Source organism: Peribacillus sp. NPDC056705, from assembly GCF_043656335.1.
On the sequence record NZ_JBHTYI010000022.1, the window covers coordinates 39,556 to 62,110 of the forward strand.

A 22,555-nucleotide genomic window follows, 5' to 3' on the forward strand; every position below is an offset into this window, starting at 1 on the left:
TATTTATAACAATATCTTCACCTCCATTTGAAGGATTAATATCATTTTCATCGAATATATATAATAACTGGGGAAGGATGATTAAAATACTATCGATTCAATACTGATGGAGGGGTTTTATTGAGTGCAATTATTGACCAGCTACAAGAGATTTATCCAAGCGATTTCGATTTGTATTTATTTCATGAAGGCACCCTTTATGAAAGCTATAAAATGCTTGGGGCACACATTGTAACATCATTAGGTAAAGAAGGAGTACGCTTCGCCGTTTGGGCCCCCCATGCCAAGCAAGTTTCAGTAGTCGGTAATTTTAATAATTGGGACGGAAAAGATCATGCGATGAAAAGGATCGAGCGATCAGGTATCTGGGTGTTGTTCGTACCGGGACTACAAGAAGGGGAACTCTATAAATACGAAATACATACACCTGGAAGTAAACGAATCCTAAAAGCCGATCCATATGCCTTTTATTCGGAAGTCAGACCAAATACAGCCTCGGTCATTAAAAGGCTGGATAATTTTGAATGGCAAGATTCGAAGTGGATAGCTAATAGGAAAAAGGAAAATATTTATCATAAACCCATGTCCATTTATGAAGTGCACCCAGGAACATGGAAACAGAAAGAAGATGGCGAGTTTTATTCGTACCGTGAATTGGCTGATAGGTTGATTGATTATGTGATTGAAAATGGTTTTACACATATTGAAATCATGGCCATAATGGAACACCCATTTGATAAATCGTGGGGATACCAGGTCACGGGCTATTATTCTGTAACCAGTCGTTACGGCTCGCCGGAAGATTTTAAATATTTAATTAACCTTTGCCACAAAAAGGGCATAGGGGTAATTCTTGACTGGGTTCCCGCCCATTTTTGTAAAGACGCGCATGGACTTTCCCGTTTCGATGGAACGCCTCTCTATGAACCAATTGATCATACTAGAGCAGATCGCCCGTTATGGGGGACATACAACTTTGATTTTACCAAACCTGAAGTAATCAGTTTCCTTATATCAAATGTAATGTTTTGGATGGAGGTATACCATATTGATGGAATCCGTGTCGATGCGGTATCGTCAATGGTTTACTTAAATCATGATAATCCATTGCCGATCAAGCTGAAAAACCAGTTTGGCGGTGAGGAAAACCTGGAGGCCATACAATTTTTGCAAAAGCTTAACGAAGTGGTTTTCGAGAAATATCCCAATGCATTAATGATGGCTGAAGAAGCAACAGACCGACCACTTATAACTTCTCCTACCGATATAGGCGGCCTGGGCTTTAATTACAAATGGAATATGGGATGGACTAACGATATCCTTCGTTATATGAAACTTGAAACGGGGGAAAGGCCAAATCATCATAGTCTCTTAACATTTTCTTTTTTCTATGCTTTTTCAGAAAATTTCGTCTTGCCCTTTTCACATGATGAAGTGGTTCATGGCAAGAAGTCTTTATTGAATAAGATGCCAGGCGACTATTGGCAGAAATTCGCTAATCTACGGTTACTCTTTGGGTATTTCATGACACATCCCGGAAAGAAGCTTCTATTCATGGGCGGTGAATTTGGCCAGTTCATAGAATGGAAAGATGAGGAACAATTGGATTGGCTTCTTTTGGAATATGAATCACACGAAAAACTGGCCTATTACTTCCGCACCCTACAGGATTTTTATAGGCAATCATCCTCCCTTTGGCGACTGGATCATGTCCAGGAGGGGTTTGAGTGGATAGATCCGAACAATAGTAAACAGAGTATCATTACCTTTATGAGAAAGGGTAAACGCAAAGGCGATTATTGCATTGTTGTCTGTAATTTTTCTGCACAGGCTCATGCTCAATATCAAATTGGCGTACCATCCCAGGGTAAATATATAGAGGTTTTCAGCAGTGATTCAGCATCTTTCGGAGGATCGGGACAGATCAATGAGGAACCCATTAATGTCAAAAAGGAACCATACCATAATCAACCATTCAGCATGGAAATAACAGTACCTCCATTAGGCATTTCCATTTTTATGAAGCAAACAAAAAAAAGGCGGGGGAGAGTGAACGAATAATGGGAGCGAAAAAATGGATAGCAATGTTATTGGCAGGAGGCCAGGGTTCAAGGTTAGGTGAATTGACAATTGGTTTGGCAAAACCAGCTGTTCCCTTTGGCGGTAAATATAGAATCATCGATTTTCCATTAAGTAACTGCACTCATTCTGGTATTGATACGGTTGGGGTACTGACTCAATACCAGCCATTGATTCTAAATGATTATGTTGGTAATGGCAAAGCTTGGGACCTTGATCTGGATGTTGGCGGAGTTTCCGTACTTCCCCCTTATCAAGGGAAAGAAGGCGGGGAATGGTATAAAGGGACGGCAAATGCTGTTTATCAAAATATCCAATATATTGATAACTATGATCCGGAACATGTACTGATTCTTTCGGGTGACCATATTTATAAGATGGATTACAGTAAGATGCTGGATTATCACATCGAAAAAAATGCAGAGGCAACCATAGCAGTCATTCAAGTACCGTGGCAGGAAGCAAGTCGTTTCGGGATCATGAATACCAATGATGATGATAAAGTCACTCAATTCGATGAAAAACCAAAGTATCCAAAGAGCAATCTCGCTTCAATGGGAGTTTACCTTTTCAAGTGGAAAACCCTAAGAAGGTATTTAATAAATGATGAAAAGGATGAAAATTCCTCCAATGATTTCGGCAGCAACATCATTCCAAAGATGCTTGAAGACAGAAAAAAGCTATATGCCTATCGTTTCAATGATTATTGGAAAGATGTCGGAACTGTCGAAAGCCTATGGCAGGCACATATGGACTTATTGGAGGATACGCCAAATTTCCAGTTGGATGATCAGAAATGGAAAATTTTTGCCCGCAATGCAAATCATCCGCCGCAATATATATCACCGGATGCCGAGGCCAGTCAGTCACTAATCAATGAAGGGTGCATGATTCATGGGAAAATTGAACATTCGGTTTTATCCTATAATGTACAGGTAGGCTATGGGTCAACCATAAAAGATTCAGTCATCATGCCAAATGTCACTATTGGTGAAAACGTTCATATAGAAAGAAGCATCATAGCAAGCAATTGTGTTATAGAAGATGGTGCAGTAGTTGGCAATTCAGCGATTACATCCGATATTACCTTAATTGGTGAAAATCAAACCATTATCAATCCAAACAAAAAAAAGATCACTCTTAATTAGAAAAAGGGGAAGATGCTATGGAAAATGTGTTGGGTATTATTAACTTAATCAATGAAAGACAACATTTAAAAGATCTCACTGCTCACCGAAATGTAGCATCTGTGCCATTTGGTGGACGCTACCGTTTGATTGACTTTACGATGTCGAATCTCATTAATGCAGATGTATCAAAAGTAGCCGTTTTCCCAAAAGAAAAGTATCTTTCTGTTATGGATCATCTTGGCTCAGGTAAAGAATGGAACTTGGCTCGGCGTTCAGGAGGCTTATACATCTTGCCCCCTATCCATCCGGATGAAACGGTAACGGGTGATATGAAACAATTTCATGATCATCTCAGTTTTTTCGAACGTGCAGAGGCAGATACTGTCATCATTTCCCCTGGAAGCCATGTATGCAAATTGGATTTTAATGAAGTGCTTGATTATCACAAAAAACAAAAAGCGGATATCACGGTCGTATATAAGGATTATGTAGGGGAATTGATTGAAAAACCAATCTATCACACATGCTCGGTAGATAAGGATGAAGACATTACGGACATTAGCTTTTATACCATCCCTAGACCTGGTGACCATGTTTGTCTAGAAACCTTCGTCATAAGTAAAACGCTATTGGTGAACTTAATCAAAAGCTGTGTTGCCAGTGGGGAATACGACTTTTTGAAAGACGCTGTGAAAGCAAATCTTCATCGCTTTACAGTCAAAGGCTATAATTTTACTGGAGATATGCCATTCATCCATTCCATTGAAAGCTTTCATTCCAGTAATATGAATTTCCTGAATCCTTCGGTAATCCGTTCTTTCTTCGGGGATACTTGGGATGTTTATACAAAAATCAAACATGAGGCACCAACCAAGTATTCAAGTTCTTCGAAGGTTGCCAATTCATTAATAGCCAATGGTTGTGATATTGAAGGGACTGTCGAAAACAGTATACTCTTCCGTGGGGTAAAGGTGAAAAAGGGTGCGATTATAAGAAATAGCATCATTATGCAAAAAGGCGTGATTGAAGAAGGAGCCATCGTTGAAAATGTCATAACTGATAAAGAAGTGAGAATTACTAGTGAAAAATCAGTTATTGGTTTAAAACAGCCTACTGTAATAAAAAAAGCGGAAGTAATTTAATAGAGGAGGTGCGGCAATGAATGTTGTATTTGCTGCTTCAGAATGCGCCCCTTTTATAAAAACGGGAGGGCTCGGAGACGTTATAGGAGCGCTCCCGAAAGCGCTGAAAAAACAGGGAGTCCATGTAAGTGTCATTCTTCCTAAATATGGGGATCTTCCTGACCAATTCAAACAGGAATTGGAACATATGACGAGTATTGAAGTTCCTGTGGGTTGGCGCCAGCAATTCTGTGGCATCGAAAAACTTGTTGCTAATGGAATTACATATTATTTCTTGGATAATGAATATTATTTCAAAAGACATGGTAGTTATGGTTTCTTTGATGATGGCGAGAGGTTCGCCTTCTTTTCCCGTGCAATTTTAGAGGCTTTACCCTATTTAGGAGAAAAGCCGGATGTCATACACTGTCATGATTGGCAAACGGCCCTTGTCAGCGTTTTGCTGAAAGCTCATTATAGTAACCATCCATTCTATCAAGATATTAAAACGATATTTACTATACATAATTTACGCTATCAAGGAGTTTACCCTAAAGCTGTTTTAGCTGAATTACTCGATTTGAGTGAGTTATATTTTAATATCGATGGTCTTGAATTTCATGGAAATGTAAGTTATTTGAAAGGCGGCCTAGCTTTTTCTAACATTGTCACAACTGTAAGCCCAAGTTATGCGGAAGAAATTCAAAGTCCTTATTTCGGGGAAAATCTGGATGGTTTTTTACGTAAGAGAAATGGTGACCTTAAAGGGATTATCAACGGAATAGATTATGAAGAATATAATCCGGCGGCAGATGAACATCTTGCTGTTCCATTCGATTCCTATGAGGGTAAGATGGAGAATAAGCGTCAGCTACAGGAATCGTTGGACCTTCCTGTAAATGAGGGGGTCCCGGTTATATCGATGGTAACCAGGCTTGTTGATCAAAAAGGAATTGATCTTATTCTCCATGTTTTTCATGAAATGATGAACCAAGGAGTTCAATTCATTCTCTTAGGTACGGGTGATGAGCAATATGAATCGGCATTTCGCCATTTAGCTGACCAATATCCAAATCAGGTTTCAGTCAATACATATTTTGATGAGGGTTTAGCAAGACGGATATATGCGGGTTCTGATTTATTCTTGATGCCGTCACAATTCGAACCATGTGGTATCGGCCAGCTTTTGGCGTTGCGGTATGGTACTCTGCCTTTAGTGAGGGAAACTGGCGGACTTCGGGATACTGTCATACCGTATAATCAATTTACTGGTGAAGGCAATGGCTTCAGTTTTACGAATTATAATGCACACGATATGCTTCATACAATTGAGCAATCTGTTGGTCTGTACAAATTCCAGCCGAAAAGGTGGCGGAAAATGGCCGAAAGTGCAATGAAGTTAGACTTCAGTTGGACATCATCTTCCTTAAAGTATATGGAGCTGTATGAAAGTTTGATTCCTGTCATGAAGTGAGTAATTGGATAGGTAATACACAAAGCACTTGCGAATAATGTTTTCGTAAGTGTTTTGTTTCTTTTACCATCAAATATGGGTATATGTATAGATATATATATAATATTGCTGTGTAGGAGAATGAAAAGATGAAAAGAAGAAGAATGGAATTTGTATTTTTATTTATTTTAATTGCTTCAATCTATATGATCCTGTTCACTCAAGTAAGCTTCGACGTGAAGCTATTTTTTATTGGATTATATATTTTGGTCATGTTTATTACCATATTTTCACTCATGCTTGAAAATAGATTTGCCCACGAGACCCTTTTGTGGATGTATGTGCTTTTGTTTTTTCCTGTATTTGGATATGTATTTTATTTATTCTCAGGTCAGCTCTATTTAAAGGGGTATTTATTTCGAAGTAAAAGGAAAAAAGATCGTGAAGAATGGAAGAGCCTTGTCACACAGGTATCATCTCCAGATTTATCTTTCTTGAATAATCATCAGCAATCATTCGCAGCTTTTGCCAAAAATGCTTCTGAGACCATCATTAGTACATCATCGCAAACGGAAGTATTGAAAAATGGGAACGAAACGTTTACAGAAATCATAAAACAGTTAAAAAAAGCTGAGAAATTCATCCATATTGAATATTATATTTTTCGTTCCGACAGGCTTGGTACTGAAATTATAGATATACTTATTGAAAAAGCAAAAAGTGGTGTGGAAGTTTTATTCATTTTTGATGCTGCCGGAAGTTTAAGCCTTTCAAATAATGAAGTTAAACGGATGCAAAATGCCGGGATAAAAGCATATCCATTTTCTCCACTGAAACACGGATTTTTCAATCAAAAGTTTAATTTTAGGAATCACCGTAAAATAATCATCATAGATGGGGAAGTTGGCTTTGTTGGAGGTTTAAACGTAGGGGAGGAATATTTAGGACGAAATAAAAACATTGGTTTTTGGAGAGATACACATATGGTACTTAAAGGTGAAGCGGTATTTATGCTTCATACTGTTTTCCTTTTGGATTGGGAATATGTCAGTGGGGAAGATGTATTGCAAGAACGTCCAGAATTCAAGAATAAAGGGGAACAAGGGGATGGAGCCGTTCAGGTGGTAGCAAGCGGACCTGATACACAACAGGGAATCATGAGTGATTATTACTTTTCACTTATCACAAACGCGACTGAATCAATCTGGATTGCAAGTCCATACTTCGTACCTAATCAAGCGATTAAGGCAGCCATAAAACATGCGGCAATTAAGGGGATACAAGTTAGGGTCATGGTTCCGGCAGTAAATGATGGGTTTTTAACCCAATATGGAAGTCGCTCCTATTTCGGGGAGCTGCTACAATTCGGTGTAGAGGTATACTTGTATAAAAAGGGTTTTCTACATCAGAAACTTATTATCGTTGATGGTGATATGGCTTCCATAGGAACTGCAAATATGGATATGAGAAGTTTTCATCTGAATTTTGAAGTCAATGTCTTTCTTATGGGCAGCCATTCCATTGAAGATCTCATCATTCATTACAAAGAGGATATGATGGATAGTGACAAACTAGATCCTATCGGATATAACAAGCGTGGTTTACTGGAACGTTCAAAAGAATCATTTGCCAGATTGTTTTCGAATGTACTCTAATGGGAAAAAAAGCAGATTAATAGTATAGTTGAAATGTAAAGAAATTAATTGGCCATAAGGAGAATTAAAGAAAATATGAAATTGGTTTCCTGGAATGTGAATGGAATAAGGGCTTGTGTAAAAAAAGGATTTTTAGATTACTTTAAAGAAGTGGATGCAGATATTTTTTGCCTTCAAGAAACTAAGCTACAAGAAGGGCAGATTTCACTTGAGTTGGAAGGGTACCATCAATATTGGAATTATGCATTGAAAAAAGGATATTCCGGTACAGCCATTTTCACGAAGGAAAAACCGCTTTCCGTCAAATATGGCGTAGGGGAGCTGAACGAGGAGCCGGAAGGCAGGATCATAACACTGGAATTCGAGAAATTTTATATGGTGAATGTTTATACACCCAATGCAAAAAGGGATTTATCCAGGCTTAATTACCGTCTCGAATGGGAAGATGAAATGATAAATTATCTTAAGGAACTGGACTTGGTGAAGCCGGTTATCTTTTGTGGGGACCTTAATGTCGCACATTCTGAGCTGGATTTAAAAAACCCAAAAACCAATATTGGGAATTCCGGTTTCACTAATGAAGAGCGCGGAAAGATGACTGAATTACTTGATGCAGGTTTTATCGATACTTTTCGTCATTTTTATCCGGACCGGGAAGGTGCCTATAGTTGGTGGTCATATATGGCTAAAGTGAGAGAGCGGAATATTGGGTGGAGAATCGATTATTTCATTGTTTCAAAACGTTTGGCAGATTCCTTAAGAGAGGCTAACATTCACTGCGATGTCATGGGCAGCGATCATTGCCCGGTTGTCTTGGAAGCAAATCTCTAAATCGAATAAATCCTGTTAAATGGGGATACTAATGGTTATCCATATTCAACAGGAGGTTAGATTATGAACACATTTATCGTGGGCTTTCATCAGGAAGATAATGTAGACAGCATGCAAGTGCAAAAATTGACGTCGGCTGAGTTTGAAAAATCAACATCACGCGGTTTTCGCAGATTATTTGAACTGGATACAAATATCGGGTATTTCGTTTTTTTTGATGCTGAAGATGATGAGGGTGATTTATCTCATCTAGTTTTACAGTATGAAGAAGATAGTCAGGATCCAAGTGATTGTTATTCCTTTACTAAAAATGATTTTTATGAGTTCATGGCTCTTTATTTACAAGGGATGGATGAAGTGGAAGCGGAGAATGAAGAAGATGATGACAATGAAGAGTATGGACCAATCCACCATCTTGCCCATTTGATGTTTCATATTGTTGAAGAAGGAAAATCCGTAAAGCCATAATGGACGAGTTATGAAATGAAAGGTACTTGTGAGCTTTGTGACAGGGATGAGATAGAACTGACCATCCATCATTTAACACCTAGAGAATTAGGCGGCAGCCATTTACCCATTGCCTATCTCTGTAAATCTTGTCACAAACAGATTCACGCCCTGTATTCAAACCGAGAGCTGGCCTTCCGACTGAATACCGTGCTATTGCTGAAAGATGATGAAGCATTAAAAAAATACTTAAAGTGGATTAAAAAACAACCAGTAACGAGGGCTGTGAAGATTAGAAAATCAAAAACGAAATAATGCAAAAGCCCATCTTGAAAAGATGGGCTTTTGCATTTCATTCAGCTTGCTTTATTTTTCAACCGATCCAATAAAAATCCACCTTTAAAATAACGTGGTTCATATGAAATGATGAAAGCCTTAGGTTCAAACTTTTCAACGGTTGCTATCAATTCTTGTTCCCGATTGCGTTTTGTCAAAATTTCCATGCGATAACGGTTGCTATCCCTGCCCTCGCCCGTATAAAGAGTTACACCAAATCCGTTGTTCCTCAGTGTATCTACCAAATGTTCATTTTTGGTTTGAGTATTAACGGTTACATTAATAAAACCGATGGCAAGTTTCTGCTCAATTTTCGTACCAAAAATTATTCCGATTCCAAAACCGACTGCATATACAACCATGGCGAGTATGCTTTGGTCACCGCCAAATACTAGGGATAAACCAAAAACGTATATTAACATTTCCGCTATACCAAGTATCGAGGCAAGTATGGTAATATTTTTTACTAAGAAAATGGTTCGCAACGTGTAAATCGGAACATAAATAAGTTGTAATAGTAGAATCAGAAGTATTTCTTTCACTTGAGCACCTCACCAACATCTTCCAGTTAAATTAGACGTTTCAACTTGGGGATTGTTCATTCCATAAGTAACATCTTCCATAATCTAACCACAATATAATAGTGGAATTCAATGGGGAATATTATGTATTTTTTGTGTCATTTCCATCAACACAAAATTAAAATCCCATAAGATTTTTCAATATTCTTTTTTTGAATAATTTGGTATCATTATCCTTATTAATTCATATGGGGGAATGATGATGTTTGATTATGATGGTCGGATATTTAATGCTAAAGTCAATTCTGAAAATGGAGAAGTGTCAGGAAAGACTTCCTTCCACTATTCACAAGAAGGCTCAATTCTCACGGCAAGTTATCAGGGCGGAGAGATTGTTAAAGGGACTTTAATAGGGCTTGTCAATTTGGATGGAACTCTGGAATTCAGGTATAATCATATCAATGAAAAAGGGGAAATAAGAGGAGGCAGCTGTCTTTCCACCCCTGAAATGTTGCCCGATGGAAGGATACGCTTGCATGAAAAATGGAAATGGTCAGATCTCGAGCAGACTGAAGGACATTCCATCATTGAAGAAGTGAAGAAATAACAATTTACTTAGAGGGGTTTGAGGACAATTACTACTATTTGTTTAGTGCGGCATGGTCAAACAGATTGGAATGCACTAGGGAAACTGCAGGGGCAGACTGATATCCCTTTAAATGAACTCGGAAAGATACAGGCACGGCAATGTGGTGAATTTTTGTCAAAAGATGATTGGGATGTAATTATTTCAAGCCCTTTAAAAAGGGCAAGGGAAACGGCAGATATCATCTCGCATTATATTGAAGTCCTGGTTATTGAAAAAATGGAATTCATTGAAAAGGATTTTGGCGTTGCTGAAGGAATGACAGCAGCTGAAAGGGAGTCAGCATTCGTGAATAAAGAATATCCTGGTCAAGAAAATCAGGAATCTTTACGAAACAGGCTGATGAATGGACTCCAGGAAATTCAGAAGGAGTATCCTGAGGGGAAAGTCATACTTGTTGCACATGGAGCCGTCATTCATTTTATTTTACGTTTGATGTCAAACGAGTCAATCGTATCCAACGAAATGCGATTGTTCAATGCATGTTTGAGTACGATAAGATTTGAAGTCGACTCTTGGATAATTGATGATTTCAATCAAGTAAATCATTTATCTTAGTGCTATTAAGCTCGGTTATAGTTAAAAAGGATATGATTGATAGTAAGGTACTAATTATAGAAAGAAGGGAATCATGACTAATAAGACGGCATTGGTTTTAGGGGCTACAGGTTTAGTCGGCACCCAGTTGGTGAAAGAGCTAAGCAACAGCAAAATCTATAGTGGAATCCATTTACTGACAAGAAGCGAAATGAAAATAACGGATGCCAAGTGCATAGGCCATGTGGTGGATTTCAATAATTTATCCAAGTACTCCGATTTGTTCAAAGTCAGCGATGTTTTCATTTGTTTGGGTACTACGATCAAAAAGGCTAAATCGAAGGAAGCTTTTCGTAAAGTGGATTATGACTATGTTATCGAAGCAGCTAAAATGGCAAAGACAGCCAATGTTGAAAAATTACTCGTCATAACTGCAATGGGAGCGAATTCCAAATCAAAGTTTTTCTACAGTCGTGTTAAGGGCGATGTAGAAGGAACACTACAACACTTGGAATTGAATACTGTACATATATTCCGCCCTTCCTTATTACTTGGAGAACGCCAGGAATTCAGGGCAGGTGAAAAGATTTCTGGGCTGATAAGTACTTTTGCTAAATATGTCTTTGTGGGTCCTGTACGTCCATATCGTGCAATAAATGCAAACAAAGTAGCTGCTGCAATGTACGCTGCGGCCCAAACGACGGCAAAAGGATATCATTTTTATAATTCTGATGAAATTGAGAAACTTTCACAAAGTGAAACTATTTATCAGTGAACCGAGCCTCCAAAAGGCTCGGTTTTTTAATTTATTAGCAAATTTTGATCCCTGCTTTAAGGAAAAATAAACGGATGATCATTTGCTGCTGAAAAAAGGAATGGAGTGAAGGTGGAGAACCAGAGGACTTGGTAAAGCAAAAACTGTAGGGACCTGAAAAGTCAATCTATAGAAATCAATGATTCTTATCTCTTTTCATATGCAGCCAAAGATCATCCCGCAAGGTAGCAGAGCATGTGATAACATCTGTTTATGTATAATGTAGCGTTCATTCTCACTTTCACATGATCCTGGATTCAATCTGAATGTATATATTGCGATTAATAACCGAACTCCACCATTGATATCATGCCTTTAGTGGCTACCGATCATGTATTTTTGGTTTCACATTTTTAATTTTGATACCTTATCGTTATCTCTCTGTGATATTCGTCATACATTCTTCATCTATTTGTTCTTTGTTTAGATAATGGCTATGCTATTATTTAAAACATTGACATACAAATTAGTCGCATTCGTTGTAAAATACATTCCTTTTAATAGGCTAATATCATTCGATTAACATGCATTGCGTAATAAGAGGAAAGGGGGAACAATGTGAACACAGATCAAGCTTTCGACCTGTTAAAGGATGCAGGAGTAACAGAAAGTAGCAGTATACAAACTGTTAGACGCTGGCTTCGTGAAGGTAAGATTAAATATGAGGGAGGAAACAAGAATAGAAAAACTGGATACATTATGGATGGCACAGATCAAGCATTTGAAATGCTAAAAGATGCAGGAGTAACAGAAAGTAATAGTGTGCAAACTGTTAAACGCTGGCTTAGCGAAGGTAAGATTAAATACTCTGGAAACGGTAAGAGGAACAATGGTTACATAAGCGATGAATTAGCTCCAAAGCTGGCTATAAATGATATCATAGACCAAAATAAGGACGAAATCATACACCGATTAAAATTAAAAATACAAGCTCAAGATAAGCATATAGAAGGTATTGAAGAACTTCATGAAACTGCAAAAAGAATATTGATTCAGCAGAGGGATATGTTCAAAAAGGAAGTTGCCATTCTAAAGAATGAGAAAAGTGAATTACAAAATGAAACAAAGGATTTATTAAAAGAAAATATTGAATTACGTAATGAATTGATAAAATTAAAAGAAAACATCAGAAACAATTACAATATTGACTCCACTACACAATCAAATGATTATAGTGAAAAATTAGGGCTTTCTAAAACGGCGAGCAATAAAGAAGTATTAGCAGAATATAAAGGGTTATTAAAAATAACTCATCCGGACCATAATGGCAACGCGAAGGTATTTCATTACATTAAGACCGATTACGATAATTTTAGAAAAAGTACTAAGGGAAAATGAATAGTGTGCTCAGAAATTTTGAGATCAAAGAGACCAACCAGGGTAATATTGATCATTCTTTTTGTGTTTTCATCGTTTTTTAATGAACATGATCCTAATGAAATAGGTGCCTAATGAACAAAGGCACCTAAAATTGAGGCTTATAAAGGCTGCCGTTTACACATTATCAATCTGCAGACTACTTTTGTCTCCTCATCCATTGTGTTGCAACCCATTTTTCCCCGGTGATAACGGGTGCTCCACCGTGTAGAGTCAGTTCGTTTAGATTTTTGTCGTTATAGAAGTATTCGAAATACACAGCCATTCCCTTTCGTGGGGATACTGAAAAATTCAGTTTAGGAAAAAAAGTTTCCCCTCCATGCTCCACATTATTTAAGTACATGATGATTGTGCTAATTCTATTATTTTTTGCTGCTATACTTGAGGATGTAAAAAAATCAAAATGAGCTTTATACTCTTGCCCAGGTGTATATTTAAGAACTTGAATACCATCTCCATGTTCAATGGGTATATTCATGATGGTTGAAATCCTTTTTTCAATTTTGGTAATGATATCATATTCATTTTCTTGAAAAAACATACTACTGCTCGTTCTTATCTCATTTACTTCGTGCTTAGCTCCAATTTTGGAACGATTCATTCTGTCTTTTGACAATTCAATAAGCCCGTCACACTCTTCGTCACTCAAAACATTTCCTAATATTACAATTAGTGGTTCATCTAATCTAGCAATAACATTAATTTCTCGATCATCTGTTTTGATTTTATTTCCAATATGATTAAAGATAGTTTGTTCTTTACTTATTTTATTTTCCACTGTCAACTTTCATCGACTCCCAACAGAAAGAATTTTCCGAACAATTAGTTTGAATTGCTCCTGTAAGCGTTTTACAATGTTAATTATACCATGAGCCTTGTTATATAACTGTTTCTTAATTCTTGCTAACAGTCCGATTATGAGATGGACCAGTTAAAATTACTGGTGAACTGGACCTTGACAATAGCATGCTCTAATCTTTTACATAAAATATAGTAAGCTCACAATATGCCACAAGTCTCTTAGTATAGATATTCATGTGTGCATTTTTTCAAAAATCCTTACGTGAATTTATTTCCTTCTGTTCAATAAAGATGAAATGACGCTTACTTACACATATTTTTGTGCAAGTTTTATCATTCTTCTTCATTTATAGAAGGACTTTTCAAAAAAATGCTTCCTTTCGTAATGAACTGTTCGAAATTGGATTTTTTTTATTACATCTACTTTTTTAATCCCTTCAGTAACACATAGATTTAAATTCCTTCACTTCCTTAACATTTCCTCATACATTACTTTTTTCTTTTTCTCTAAGTTTCTTGTAAAGTGCAAAACAAGAATATCTCGTTAAAGCGGTGGATGTATTGAAAATTGCACAAGAGACTTCCGCTATTACACTCGGGCAAATCTATATTAATTTGGAATATCTTGTGGGTAACTTCATTCCAATATTTAGGTCTGGAGGTATCTTATCAGAAAAATTGATAAGGCAAATTCTTTTTGTGCTTAAAGAAATGAAACGTTTAAAGTTTACCAGATTGGCTATCGATTTGCGCCACATTATAACTAAAGATGAGGAATTAAAAGTGATTGATCATTATAGCTCCTATATAAGAATTCGAAACAGGCAAGAGTTGATATTCAAAGGTTTAAAAAAGTTGGGTCTATTTCCATTATTTTTGGAAGAGTTAAAAGAAATGGATTTCGATTCTATATGGAATGGAAAGATTTATAGATAAAAAAAGTAACTCCTTTAAAGCTAATAAGGAGTTACTTTTTTCTAGGGGAAAAACCAATGTTATTTTGGGTTGCTATGATGCTGGATGATACGATTAACGATATCTGGCAATTTAATTTTCTGGTCTAAAAGAAAATTGTAGAGAGCATCTCTATCCTTCTTACTCACATTCCACTCTTTTGGGATGGAATCAATTACTTGATAAATCGATTTGTTCGGCAATTTCACTACCTTTTCTATAAACGATGTAAGCTCTGTGTGATCATCGAGAAGGGAGAAGGCCCATTTATAAAAAGGCCAATGGTAGTTATATACCGGTGTTTCACTTAGCGTTTGAGCTGACCATTTGTAACGTCCAGGAAAAACTCTGCCATGATCAATCATATGGACATAATAGCCACCATCACTTAGATTTTCCAATATGACATTCATCGTACCTCGATCAGAGTTATTTACCCATTGGTCGAATACCGTTATACCGGCTAGCATATCTCGGTTTTTAACATCCGACTTAGTGGGAAGATTCTGTCTAACATTTTCGAAAACTGTACTGTTTTTAATATAAACACAGCCATATTGGTATCCAGAACTATAATTGTATATAGTGGATTGTAATTCAGGAGTTTTCTTGATAAATTCTTCCGGTATATATACAAGATCAAATGGGATAACGGGAAGTGAAAGGAGCTCTGCCAATTTGCCGATCAGGTATTCATTGACCACTTCTTTTTCTCTTTCTTTCTTAATATCGAACCACTTCACGACATATTCTTTACCATCGCTGAAAAGAATGACATGTGCGGTTCCGCCCCTTAATGTTTGTACATATCGAACAGGATATTTTGTCATATCACTTTGTCTCCTTTAAAGATATTTGTCTAGCTTTTACCTTGTCTTTTTTATGACCATATTGCTCTTGCATTGTTCGATCAAATTGGTCATAAGATTTGGTATATGACCTTTTGTTCTAAAAGAAATTGGTACAGCGCTTCACTTTACTCTTTTGGGAACCCGCCCTTAACAGGGAAGATTTGCAGTTAATTCGTATGGAAGGGGCACAATCTTTTCTGCAAATGATGTAAAAGCCTCTCCATTTAGCATAGTGAATCCCCATCGGTTTCTTTCTGGTAAGGGATATCATATTTCAGATTCTGGGTAAGCGTTATATTAGACTAATGACATCCACTCAAATATGTTCCATGATCAATCAAATGGACAAAATTCTAACTGAATTTTGTATTTTTTTGGAATGTGATTCAGGAGTGCTTTTTAAGAATTACTAGTCCGAGGGGGATAAAAGGAGAAAGGAACATCGCTGATTTACTGACAACATAATCATTTACTTTGACTATGTCAATTAACTCCGTTATTTTTTTCCATTAAGCTGTATAGCCTTTGTTGTTCGATGATTTGTTTTTTTAAATCAAAATTTTCATCAATAACCTGTCTTGCACTTCTGGTATATCTCTTCCATACTCTTGGATGATTCAGGAAATATTTTATACCTTGAGCCAGTTTTATATCATCTTTCTCAGGAACAAGGTATCCTGTTTTTTTATGCTCAATCAATTCCGGGATCCCTCCATGAAAGGTGGAGATGACTGGTAAACCGCTTGCCATGGCTTCTTTTAATGCATTTGGGATTCCTTCTACATCGCCATCTTCGCCTGTTTCACTGGCAAGGCAAAAGAGATGGGAATCTCTTAATTCCTTAGAAATTTGATTGGAATCCATTGGCCCCCTAAGAAAAACTTGTTCGTTTAATTGATTTTCATCAATGAAAACTCTTAGCTTCTCTTCATCTTTGCCTGTCCCAATGATGTGCAGTGTCGTTCTTGGGTATTCTTGATGAATCCGTTGAAAAGCCTTCAAAAGCGTAAAAAATCCTTTTTTCTCGACAAGCCTGGCCACAGACAAGATTCGGATTTCACCTTCTTCAGGTAGGGAACGTTGGACATACGGGTATAATTCTAAATCCAGACCGCCATATAATACATGTATTTTATCTTCTTTAAATCCTAATTTTTTTAGTTCATCTGCAAGAAAATGGCAAACGGCAAAGCAGCCGGCTCCCTGTTTTACTAAATTTTGATATCGGAGGACATTTTTGCGAAATCTCTTATATGTTTGAGTGGATGAATCACGTCCCCGAAAATGCACAATCAAAGGAATATCATACTCTATAGCTGTTGGTAATATATCAGTGGAATGTTTCCCTTGGTGAGCGTGAATCGCCACGACATTTTGCTCCTTAAGGAAGGTTCCAAGGTCTGGGATTTCGTTTAAATTAAAATAATGTTCAAACTGATATTGAACATTGTCGCTATTTGGGTAAGGTCCTATTACAATAGGCCGATATTGATCCAACATGATGATCTGATTGTACATGAATCCTTGATTTATTTTAATAGGTTCTCTAATGTAAAAAGCGATGGTCTTCATTACTTCAATCTCTTCCTTCCCTTTGAAATCAAGTTTTCGATAAAACTTTGAAATATTTGTCGATCTCGTTCAGTTAATTCTTTCGGAAAGGCGGACCATTTAAAAAATTGAACCTTTTGTATTTCCATATCATCAGGTTTTAAATCTCCGCTGAGTATGTCTTCGGTCACGTAAGCAATGTTGACTGAATAGTATTGATCACCATTAGGCAGTTTCGTAAAATAGTCCTTCCCAGAAAAGACACCAATTAATTGAAGGTTACCGATGTTAATTCCCGTTTCCTCCAAAATTTCACGTCTGCATGCCTCTTCCGCAGATTCTCCTAATTCGATAAAGCCGCCCGGCAATTTCCATATTTCATCAGATTGTACCATCAGAAAACGGCTGTTTTGATCGATAACCAAAACGGTAACCCCAGTAAGTATCAAAGCTCTGGTTCCAACGAGAGCCCGTAAATCTTCAATGTATCCCATCTCAAGTCCCCTTTCTGATCATTGATCATTTTCCTTCTGGTTATTCTTCTTTTTTATTAAATGCAAAATGGAAAGGACTTGAAACGGACAAGTACATATATTTGTATGTTTTTTGTGAAGTTTTTAATTGTACGTATATGAGCATAAGACACTGAAGAAATGCTGGGAAAAGCTTTCCTTTAGGACCTTTTCATCATTAAGAAGCCTGTAAAAGAGGGGATGACTTAATTTTGTGATAAAGTGTGTTATTAACCTAAAGCAACTAATCGATGATTTCATATTATAGGTAATGGTTATTAAAAAGAAGAAAAGAGGTGCAAGAGTAGATGGAGGATTTTAAATCAATAAAGGTTGAGAGAATAGAAAAGAACGGTAAAAAGGGACTTATTATTCATAATCCAACCAAATTTAAACTAATTGGGGAAGGAAGTCAAGGTGCAGTTTTTCAGCTTGATGAAGATCTTTGCGTAAAAATATATGTCAATCCTAATGCAGCAACTAAAGAGGGGAAAGCACTTGAAGCAGCGAAGGAAACCCATATTGTTCCGAGGTTATATGAAGTCGGACCAAACTATGTAATTATGGAGTATTTAAAAGGTCCCAATCTAAAAGATTATTTGAAAGGAAAGCAGGATATTCCCGAAACGTTTACAGAACAAATCATAATGATTCGAAAGGAACTAAAGAGAGTTGGATTTAGTAGAATCAAGACCTCAATCGGACATTTTGTTGTAACAAAGGGAAATGTGCTGAAAGCAATCGATCATTCAGATGGCCTCACAATGAATGACCCATATAATCCGAAGATGTTTCGTGATCTAAAGAAATTGGGGTTATTGGATTCATTCCTGGAACAAGCAAAGAAAATCGATCCTGAATCATATGAAGACTGGCAGAAAAATATCGATTTCAATGCGATATAGGAAACCTACCCGATAGGATGACAATATGGGAAAATGGCTTCAGCAAATGCTCGAACCGGTGCAAGTATGGTATACGAAAAAAATTTCATGATGAATGCATCACAAAACCAATTATGTTGTACAGGCAGGAAAAGCTAAAGGAATAAAGTCGATTCTTTCACGTAATGGAGTTCGACTTATTAGGATGGAATTCTCTTAGACTATGAAATTTGCGAAATGCGCAGTATGCCTTGTTACTCCCATTCGTAATGTACACGTTCGGAAATATCCTTAGCGGCTTTGTAAAACCAATAGCCTATTGTTTTTCGAAAGGCATGGTTGCCGACATGTTCCGCGCCAACGAACTCTACAGTCTAATTTAGCTGATGATAGGCCTGAGCAGGATAAAATGGGATGTCGCTTTCTTATATGGGAATAAGTTAGGAGTAATACGTTTTTTATAAAGTCATAGAACTCCAGGAAGCAATTCGCGATATTCATGTCGCGAATTTTTTCCGTTTTGCCTTCATTGTCACGAAGATAATTATATTTTTACAAACGGATAACGATTTTTTCTTTTATAAAGTGGTTTTTTTGCAAGGTGGAATAAGTTTAACGGCCATACATGACAAACGCTCAGTGATTAAAAGGTGTGTTGAATACTGCTTTATCAATTTTAGATCTCTGTCAAGAAGAATAACAAAGTACTCATGTATGGATTCCTAAATAAAAAGAGAGGTCATTTTTTCCCAAATAGCTCTAATATTGCACCAACCGTTTCCCCATTGCTCCTAAGACTGTACCGCTCTTTTGGCTTCCATTACTCTTGAAGAATTGGACCTCGCTTCCAGCAACAATGCTGAGCGAAAGAAGCTTTAATTTGAAGGACACAACAACTAGTGACTTCTTTGATTACGGTGGATCAATTTTTGCCCTTCATTGACTAGGAGATAGTTAATAAAATGCATAAACTATAACCATTCCAACATATTTCGTACTCTTAGTTATCATGCCTGAACACAATTTAATTAAGAATGTAGGGGGGAATTAATCTATCCCCTTTTTATTGTTTTATCAAATAGTAGATTAAGAATTAAATTGTAAAAATTCCCCCCTTAAAAATCGTGAATACAGTCCATCATATATTTTTGATGAAAAGGGGACTAAAAGGTATAAAACCATATTAATTAGTCTCTTAAAACGGGACTTGCGATACCCATTATATTAATCAAAGAAATTGTTGCCCTCATTTCTGACGGCTGGAGTTTTTCAAAGAAAGAAAAAAGGAAATCGTCAAAGCCGCAAAAAGCTCACACGTTGGTTTATTCAAACTTTTTATCGACCATTACACCAAAGCCATGGTAACTCCATTGAATAAAAAGTGTAAATGGAGTTTTTAATTTGGCACCAACCGGCTGGTTGCGGTGCTCGGCTACAGCCAGTATGGGATGCTTGCATGTATAGCCTACTGGTCCTCGTTAAATAAAAATGGACTAATTGGGCTACTAACTAGACCGGAAGTTGTCCTAATGCATATAAAGGATTAATGAATGACAAAGGAGGCAGCTTATGAAAATCCGAAAGGCCATTATTCCGGCCGCAGGCCTTGGAACCCGATTTTTGCCTGCAACAAAAGCTCAGGCTAAGGAAATGCTGCCGATTGTTGATAAACCAACGATTCAATATATTGTTGAAGAAGCAGTAGCTTCGGGTATAGAGGAAATTATTATCATAATCGGTAGAGGCAAAAGGTCAATAGAAGATCATTTTGATAAATCTTATGAGCTGGAAGATGCACTTTTAAGAAAAAATCAGCTAGATATTTTAGAGGAAGTTCAGAAAATATCAAGTTTGGCAAATATCTATTTTGTCCGCCAAAAGGAACCGATGGGGTTAGGGCACGCAATTCTCTGTGCTGAAAGCTTCATTGGAAATGAACCTTTTGCTGTTTTGTTAGGAGATGACATCGTTATGTCTAATACACCCTGTCTGAAACAAATCATCAGTGTTTTTGAGTATTGCAACAGTTCCGTCGTAGCTGTTCAGAATGTACCGGAAAAGGATGTCAGTAAATATGGAATTATTAAGCCAAAAGGGACAATGGTTGAGCCTAACCTTTTTCATATCGATTCCATGGTGGAAAAACCGAAAAGGGAAGAGGCTCCTTCCACATATGCGATAATGGGGCGTTATGTTTTTAGACCTGAGATTTTTGAAACGCTATCAAAGCTTCCGATTGGACATGGTAATGAATTACAACTTACTGATGCCATAAATGAGCTAAATAGGCAGCAGGCCGTATTAGCATATAACTTTGAGGGAAACCGATATGATATCGGTGATAAAGTTGGATTCATTAAAGCAACAATCGACTTTGCTTTATGCAGGGATGATATAAGAGATGAAGTACTTTCTTATTTAAGGGATGTAAATAAGAAAGAAAATCTGCAGATTATAAAGAGAGAGCTTGAATAATATGAAAATAGCCGTTTTGGGTACAGGTTATGTCGGGCTTTCCACAGGTGTTTGTTTGTCCGAAATAGGGCATAGTGTCATTTGTATCGATACAGATGAACAGAAAATTAAAAGTTTACGTCAAGGAATTTCTCCAATATATGAACCGGGCATTGAGAGTTTGCTTTCTCAAAATGCCGCAGCGGGCAGACTGCTGTTTACAACATCTCATCGAGAGGCGCTAAATGGTGCCGAGATCATCATCATTGCCGTAGGTACACCGCAAATGGAGGATGGGGGAGCAGATTTATCGTATATTGTGCAAGCTGCGAAGGATATTGCCGCGAACCTAGTGCAGAGTTCAGTAGTCGTTATAAAGAGTACTGTGCCAGTTGGTACGAATGATTTTATTAAAAAAATTATGGAAGAACGCTGTAACGAAAGGGTCACCTTTCATATGGTTTCAAATCCTGAATTTTTAAGACAAGGATCGGCCGTTATGGATACGATGAAGGCAGATAGGATCATCATCGGTTCTGAAAATGATGAGGCGGCTAAGAAAGTCCAAGAAATGTATCGTCCGTTAAATGTACCATTTATACTAACCAGTATTAGAAGTGCTGAAATGATTAAGTATGCTTCTAATGCCTTTTTGGCGACTAAGATTAGCTTTATCAATGAAGTTGCCAATTTATGCGGAGTAGTAGGTGCAGATGTTAAAGATGTAGCAAAGGGGATGGGAAAAGATAAAAGGATTGGAGAAGCTTTTTTACAGCCCGGTATTGGTTATGGTGGATCTTGTTTTCCAAAGGATGTTAAAGCGTTGCTTCATACTGCCAAGTTAAATGGAGTACATTTTTCCCTATTAAAAGAAACAGTAGCGATTAATGATTTTCAGCAGGAACTCCTTGTAACGAAAGCGATAAATCGCTTTGGGGATTTAAAAGGGAAAAAAGTTGCAATGCTCGGTCTTGCTTTCAAGCCAGAGACAGACGATATGAGAGAAGCTCCATCCATCAAAATTGCACGTTCTTTAACCAAACTTGGAGCAGAAGTGGTAGCTTATGATCCGGTGGCTATAGATAATGCGAAGAAGATATTAGGGGATACAATTAGATTTGCCAGCTCAGTGCGCGAAGCGACAGCGGGTGCGGATGCTGTATTTATTGTTACCGAATGGAATGAATTTAGACATTTAGATGTGGAGACATTGATGAATAGAATGAAACAACCGATTGTTTTTGATGGCAGAAATTGTCTTGAAGAAAATCGAATCAGAGCGTGCAAGAAAATTGAATATTATCCAGTAGGAAGACCAGCAATTGTTATTGATATGACATAAAGCGAAAACACTTTCTAACACTTCATTAATCCGAACATGATTCTTTAAAGACATATGTTCGGTTCATATTGGCAATGCAGCACCTTTGATAGTCCTAGGGTGCTTTTTTATATTTCTTTAATTGGATGAAATATCTTCATCGATCCATTGTTTGCACAAATAATCTTGTGTCACGGCCCTTACTTCAATCCATTCTTTGTATTAGGCTCTCCGCCATTTAGCTTTACTTTATGTTATTAGTCCATGCGTACCTAAAGAG

General features: G+C 37.2%; 21 protein-coding genes. 16 read left to right on the forward strand and 5 right to left on the reverse strand.

The features are described 5' to 3' along the window. Positions 1 to 120 precede the first annotated feature (120 nt). The 8 genes from glgB (at position 121) to ACFRAK_RS20510 (ending at position 9,031) form a co-directional block, all read left to right on the forward strand. Positions 121 to 2,061, forward strand: coding sequence for a 1,4-alpha-glucan branching protein GlgB (gene glgB, locus ACFRAK_RS20475; RefSeq protein ID WP_387707936.1), 1,941 nt, complete (start codon positions 121 to 123; stop codon positions 2,059 to 2,061). Then, a complete protein-coding gene (locus tag ACFRAK_RS20480) occupies positions 2,061 to 3,227 on the forward strand; it encodes a glucose-1-phosphate adenylyltransferase (protein WP_387598878.1) in 1,167 nt (388 codons plus the stop codon). The genes glgB and ACFRAK_RS20480 overlap by 1 nt, the downstream gene beginning before the upstream one ends. Positions 3,228 to 3,244: 17 nt before the next feature. After that, positions 3,245 to 4,351: a glucose-1-phosphate adenylyltransferase subunit GlgD gene (gene glgD / locus ACFRAK_RS20485; RefSeq protein WP_260288303.1), complete on the forward strand. Its 1,107-nt coding sequence runs from the start codon at positions 3,245 to 3,247 to the stop codon at positions 4,349 to 4,351. A 16-nt stretch (positions 4,352 to 4,367) separates the two neighbouring features. Beyond that, the gene (gene glgA / locus ACFRAK_RS20490) at positions 4,368 to 5,804 is read left to right on the forward strand and encodes a glycogen synthase GlgA (RefSeq protein WP_394572353.1); all 1,437 of its coding nucleotides are present in this window, start codon (positions 4,368 to 4,370) and stop codon (positions 5,802 to 5,804) included. 128 nt (positions 5,805 to 5,932) lie between these two features. Beyond that, the gene (cls, locus tag ACFRAK_RS20495) at positions 5,933 to 7,438 is read left to right on the forward strand and encodes a cardiolipin synthase (protein ID WP_387598871.1); all 1,506 of its coding nucleotides are present in this window, start codon (positions 5,933 to 5,935) and stop codon (positions 7,436 to 7,438) included. Between the two features lie 75 nt (positions 7,439 to 7,513). Continuing rightward, positions 7,514 to 8,269, forward strand: coding sequence for an exodeoxyribonuclease III (locus ACFRAK_RS20500; protein ID WP_260288319.1), 756 nt, complete (start codon positions 7,514 to 7,516; stop codon positions 8,267 to 8,269). A gap of 63 nt (positions 8,270 to 8,332) precedes the next feature. Continuing rightward, positions 8,333 to 8,737, forward strand: a complete 405-nt coding sequence (locus tag ACFRAK_RS20505) for a cytosolic protein (RefSeq protein WP_387598867.1) — start codon at positions 8,333 to 8,335, stop codon at positions 8,735 to 8,737. A 15-nt stretch (positions 8,738 to 8,752) separates the two neighbouring features. Further along, positions 8,753 to 9,031 carry an HNH endonuclease gene (locus tag ACFRAK_RS20510; RefSeq protein WP_387598864.1) on the forward strand — a complete coding sequence of 93 codons (279 nt, stop codon included), beginning with the start codon at positions 8,753 to 8,755 and terminating at the stop codon, positions 9,029 to 9,031. Between the two features lie 41 nt (positions 9,032 to 9,072). On the opposite strand, the gene ACFRAK_RS20515 is transcribed toward ACFRAK_RS20510, so the two are convergent. Further along, on the reverse strand, positions 9,073 to 9,594 hold the full coding sequence (locus ACFRAK_RS20515) for a DUF2179 domain-containing protein (protein WP_034306915.1): 522 nt from the start codon (positions 9,592 to 9,594) through the stop codon (positions 9,073 to 9,075). A gap of 241 nt (positions 9,595 to 9,835) precedes the next feature. On the opposite strand from ACFRAK_RS20515, the gene ACFRAK_RS20520 reads away from it, so the two are divergent. The 4 genes from ACFRAK_RS20520 to ACFRAK_RS20535 all read left to right on the forward strand — a co-directional run bounded on the left by ACFRAK_RS20520 (position 9,836) and on the right by ACFRAK_RS20535 (position 12,908). Then, a complete protein-coding gene (locus ACFRAK_RS20520; protein WP_394572356.1) occupies positions 9,836 to 10,180 on the forward strand; it encodes an avidin-fold protein in 345 nt (114 codons plus the stop codon). Between the two features lie 27 nt (positions 10,181 to 10,207). Next, the gene (locus ACFRAK_RS20525) at positions 10,208 to 10,777 is read left to right on the forward strand and encodes a histidine phosphatase family protein (RefSeq protein WP_394572369.1); all 570 of its coding nucleotides are present in this window, start codon (positions 10,208 to 10,210) and stop codon (positions 10,775 to 10,777) included. 73 nt (positions 10,778 to 10,850) lie between these two features. After that, entirely contained in the window at positions 10,851 to 11,531 is a 681-nt protein-coding gene (locus ACFRAK_RS20530) for an NAD(P)H-binding protein (protein WP_394572358.1), read from the forward strand. A gap of 597 nt (positions 11,532 to 12,128) precedes the next feature. Then, complete coding sequence (locus tag ACFRAK_RS20535; protein ID WP_387598856.1) at positions 12,129 to 12,908, forward strand: hypothetical protein; 780 nt, start codon at positions 12,129 to 12,131, stop codon at positions 12,906 to 12,908. Positions 12,909 to 13,086: 178 nt separating this feature from the next. Here the strand turns inward: ACFRAK_RS20535 and ACFRAK_RS20540 are convergent, their stop codons facing one another. Next, a complete protein-coding gene (locus tag ACFRAK_RS20540) occupies positions 13,087 to 13,731 on the reverse strand; it encodes a 2OG-Fe(II) oxygenase (protein ID WP_387598853.1) in 645 nt (214 codons plus the stop codon). A gap of 578 nt (positions 13,732 to 14,309) precedes the next feature. Here ACFRAK_RS20540 and ACFRAK_RS20545 point away from each other — a divergent pair. Continuing rightward, on the forward strand, positions 14,310 to 14,684 hold the full coding sequence (locus tag ACFRAK_RS20545; RefSeq protein ID WP_387598851.1) for a hypothetical protein: 375 nt from the start codon (positions 14,310 to 14,312) through the stop codon (positions 14,682 to 14,684). Between the two features lie 59 nt (positions 14,685 to 14,743). Here ACFRAK_RS20545 and ACFRAK_RS20550 read toward each other — a convergent pair whose 3' ends face one another. The 3 genes from ACFRAK_RS20550 to ACFRAK_RS20560 form a co-directional block, all read right to left on the reverse strand. After that, positions 14,744 to 15,532, reverse strand: coding sequence for a HipA family kinase (locus ACFRAK_RS20550; RefSeq protein WP_387708337.1), 789 nt, complete (start codon positions 15,530 to 15,532; stop codon positions 14,744 to 14,746). A gap of 504 nt (positions 15,533 to 16,036) precedes the next feature. Continuing rightward, positions 16,037 to 17,125: a glycosyltransferase gene (locus tag ACFRAK_RS20555; protein ID WP_387598845.1), complete on the reverse strand. Its 1,089-nt coding sequence runs from the start codon at positions 17,123 to 17,125 to the stop codon at positions 16,037 to 16,039. Further along, positions 17,125 to 17,598 carry an NUDIX hydrolase gene (locus ACFRAK_RS20560; RefSeq protein WP_394572360.1) on the reverse strand — a complete coding sequence of 158 codons (474 nt, stop codon included), beginning with the start codon at positions 17,596 to 17,598 and terminating at the stop codon, positions 17,125 to 17,127. The genes ACFRAK_RS20555 and ACFRAK_RS20560 overlap by 1 nt, the downstream gene beginning before the upstream one ends. A gap of 326 nt (positions 17,599 to 17,924) precedes the next feature. On the opposite strand from ACFRAK_RS20560, the gene ACFRAK_RS20565 reads away from it, so the two are divergent. From ACFRAK_RS20565 to ACFRAK_RS20575, 3 genes are all read left to right on the forward strand, one after another. Then, positions 17,925 to 18,521: a serine/threonine protein kinase gene (locus ACFRAK_RS20565; RefSeq protein ID WP_387598840.1), complete on the forward strand. Its 597-nt coding sequence runs from the start codon at positions 17,925 to 17,927 to the stop codon at positions 18,519 to 18,521. Between the two features lie 1,548 nt (positions 18,522 to 20,069). Next, complete coding sequence (gene galU, locus ACFRAK_RS20570) at positions 20,070 to 20,975, forward strand: UTP--glucose-1-phosphate uridylyltransferase GalU (protein WP_387708561.1); 906 nt, start codon at positions 20,070 to 20,072, stop codon at positions 20,973 to 20,975. A gap of 1 nt (position 20,976) precedes the next feature. Then, positions 20,977 to 22,296, forward strand: coding sequence for a UDP-glucose dehydrogenase family protein (locus tag ACFRAK_RS20575; protein ID WP_387599341.1), 1,320 nt, complete (start codon positions 20,977 to 20,979; stop codon positions 22,294 to 22,296). The last annotated feature ends 259 nt before the right edge of the window (positions 22,297 to 22,555 follow it).

What these genes read in the sequence shown, in the direction of transcription:
- ACFRAK_RS20480 (WP_387598878.1), top strand. Translation starts at nt 2,061, where the DNA reads ATGGGAGCGAAAAAATGGATAGCAATGTTATTGGCAGGAGGCCAGGGT.
- glgD (WP_260288303.1), top strand. Translation starts at nt 3,245, where the DNA reads ATGGAAAATGTGTTGGGTATTATTAACTTAATCAATGAAAGACAACAT.
- glgA (WP_394572353.1), top strand. Translation starts at nt 4,368, where the DNA reads ATGAATGTTGTATTTGCTGCTTCAGAATGCGCCCCTTTTATAAAAACG.
- cls (WP_387598871.1), top strand. Translation starts at nt 5,933, where the DNA reads ATGAAAAGAAGAAGAATGGAATTTGTATTTTTATTTATTTTAATTGCT.
- ACFRAK_RS20500 (WP_260288319.1), top strand. Translation starts at nt 7,514, where the DNA reads ATGAAATTGGTTTCCTGGAATGTGAATGGAATAAGGGCTTGTGTAAAA.
- ACFRAK_RS20505 (WP_387598867.1), top strand. Translation starts at nt 8,333, where the DNA reads ATGAACACATTTATCGTGGGCTTTCATCAGGAAGATAATGTAGACAGC.
- ACFRAK_RS20510 (WP_387598864.1), top strand. Translation starts at nt 8,753, where the DNA reads ATGAAAGGTACTTGTGAGCTTTGTGACAGGGATGAGATAGAACTGACC.
- ACFRAK_RS20520 (WP_394572356.1), top strand. Translation starts at nt 9,836, where the DNA reads ATGTTTGATTATGATGGTCGGATATTTAATGCTAAAGTCAATTCTGAA.
- ACFRAK_RS20530 (WP_394572358.1), top strand. Translation starts at nt 10,851, where the DNA reads ATGACTAATAAGACGGCATTGGTTTTAGGGGCTACAGGTTTAGTCGGC.
- ACFRAK_RS20550 (WP_387708337.1), bottom strand. Translation starts at nt 15,532, where the DNA reads ATGACAAAATATCCTGTTCGATATGTACAAACATTAAGGGGCGGAACC.
- ACFRAK_RS20555 (WP_387598845.1), bottom strand. Translation starts at nt 17,125, where the DNA reads ATGAAGACCATCGCTTTTTACATTAGAGAACCTATTAAAATAAATCAA.
- ACFRAK_RS20560 (WP_394572360.1), bottom strand. Translation starts at nt 17,598, where the DNA reads ATGGGATACATTGAAGATTTACGGGCTCTCGTTGGAACCAGAGCTTTG.
- ACFRAK_RS20565 (WP_387598840.1), top strand. Translation starts at nt 17,925, where the DNA reads ATGGAGGATTTTAAATCAATAAAGGTTGAGAGAATAGAAAAGAACGGT.
- galU (WP_387708561.1), top strand. Translation starts at nt 20,070, where the DNA reads ATGAAAATCCGAAAGGCCATTATTCCGGCCGCAGGCCTTGGAACCCGA.
- ACFRAK_RS20575 (WP_387599341.1), top strand. Translation starts at nt 20,977, where the DNA reads ATGAAAATAGCCGTTTTGGGTACAGGTTATGTCGGGCTTTCCACAGGT.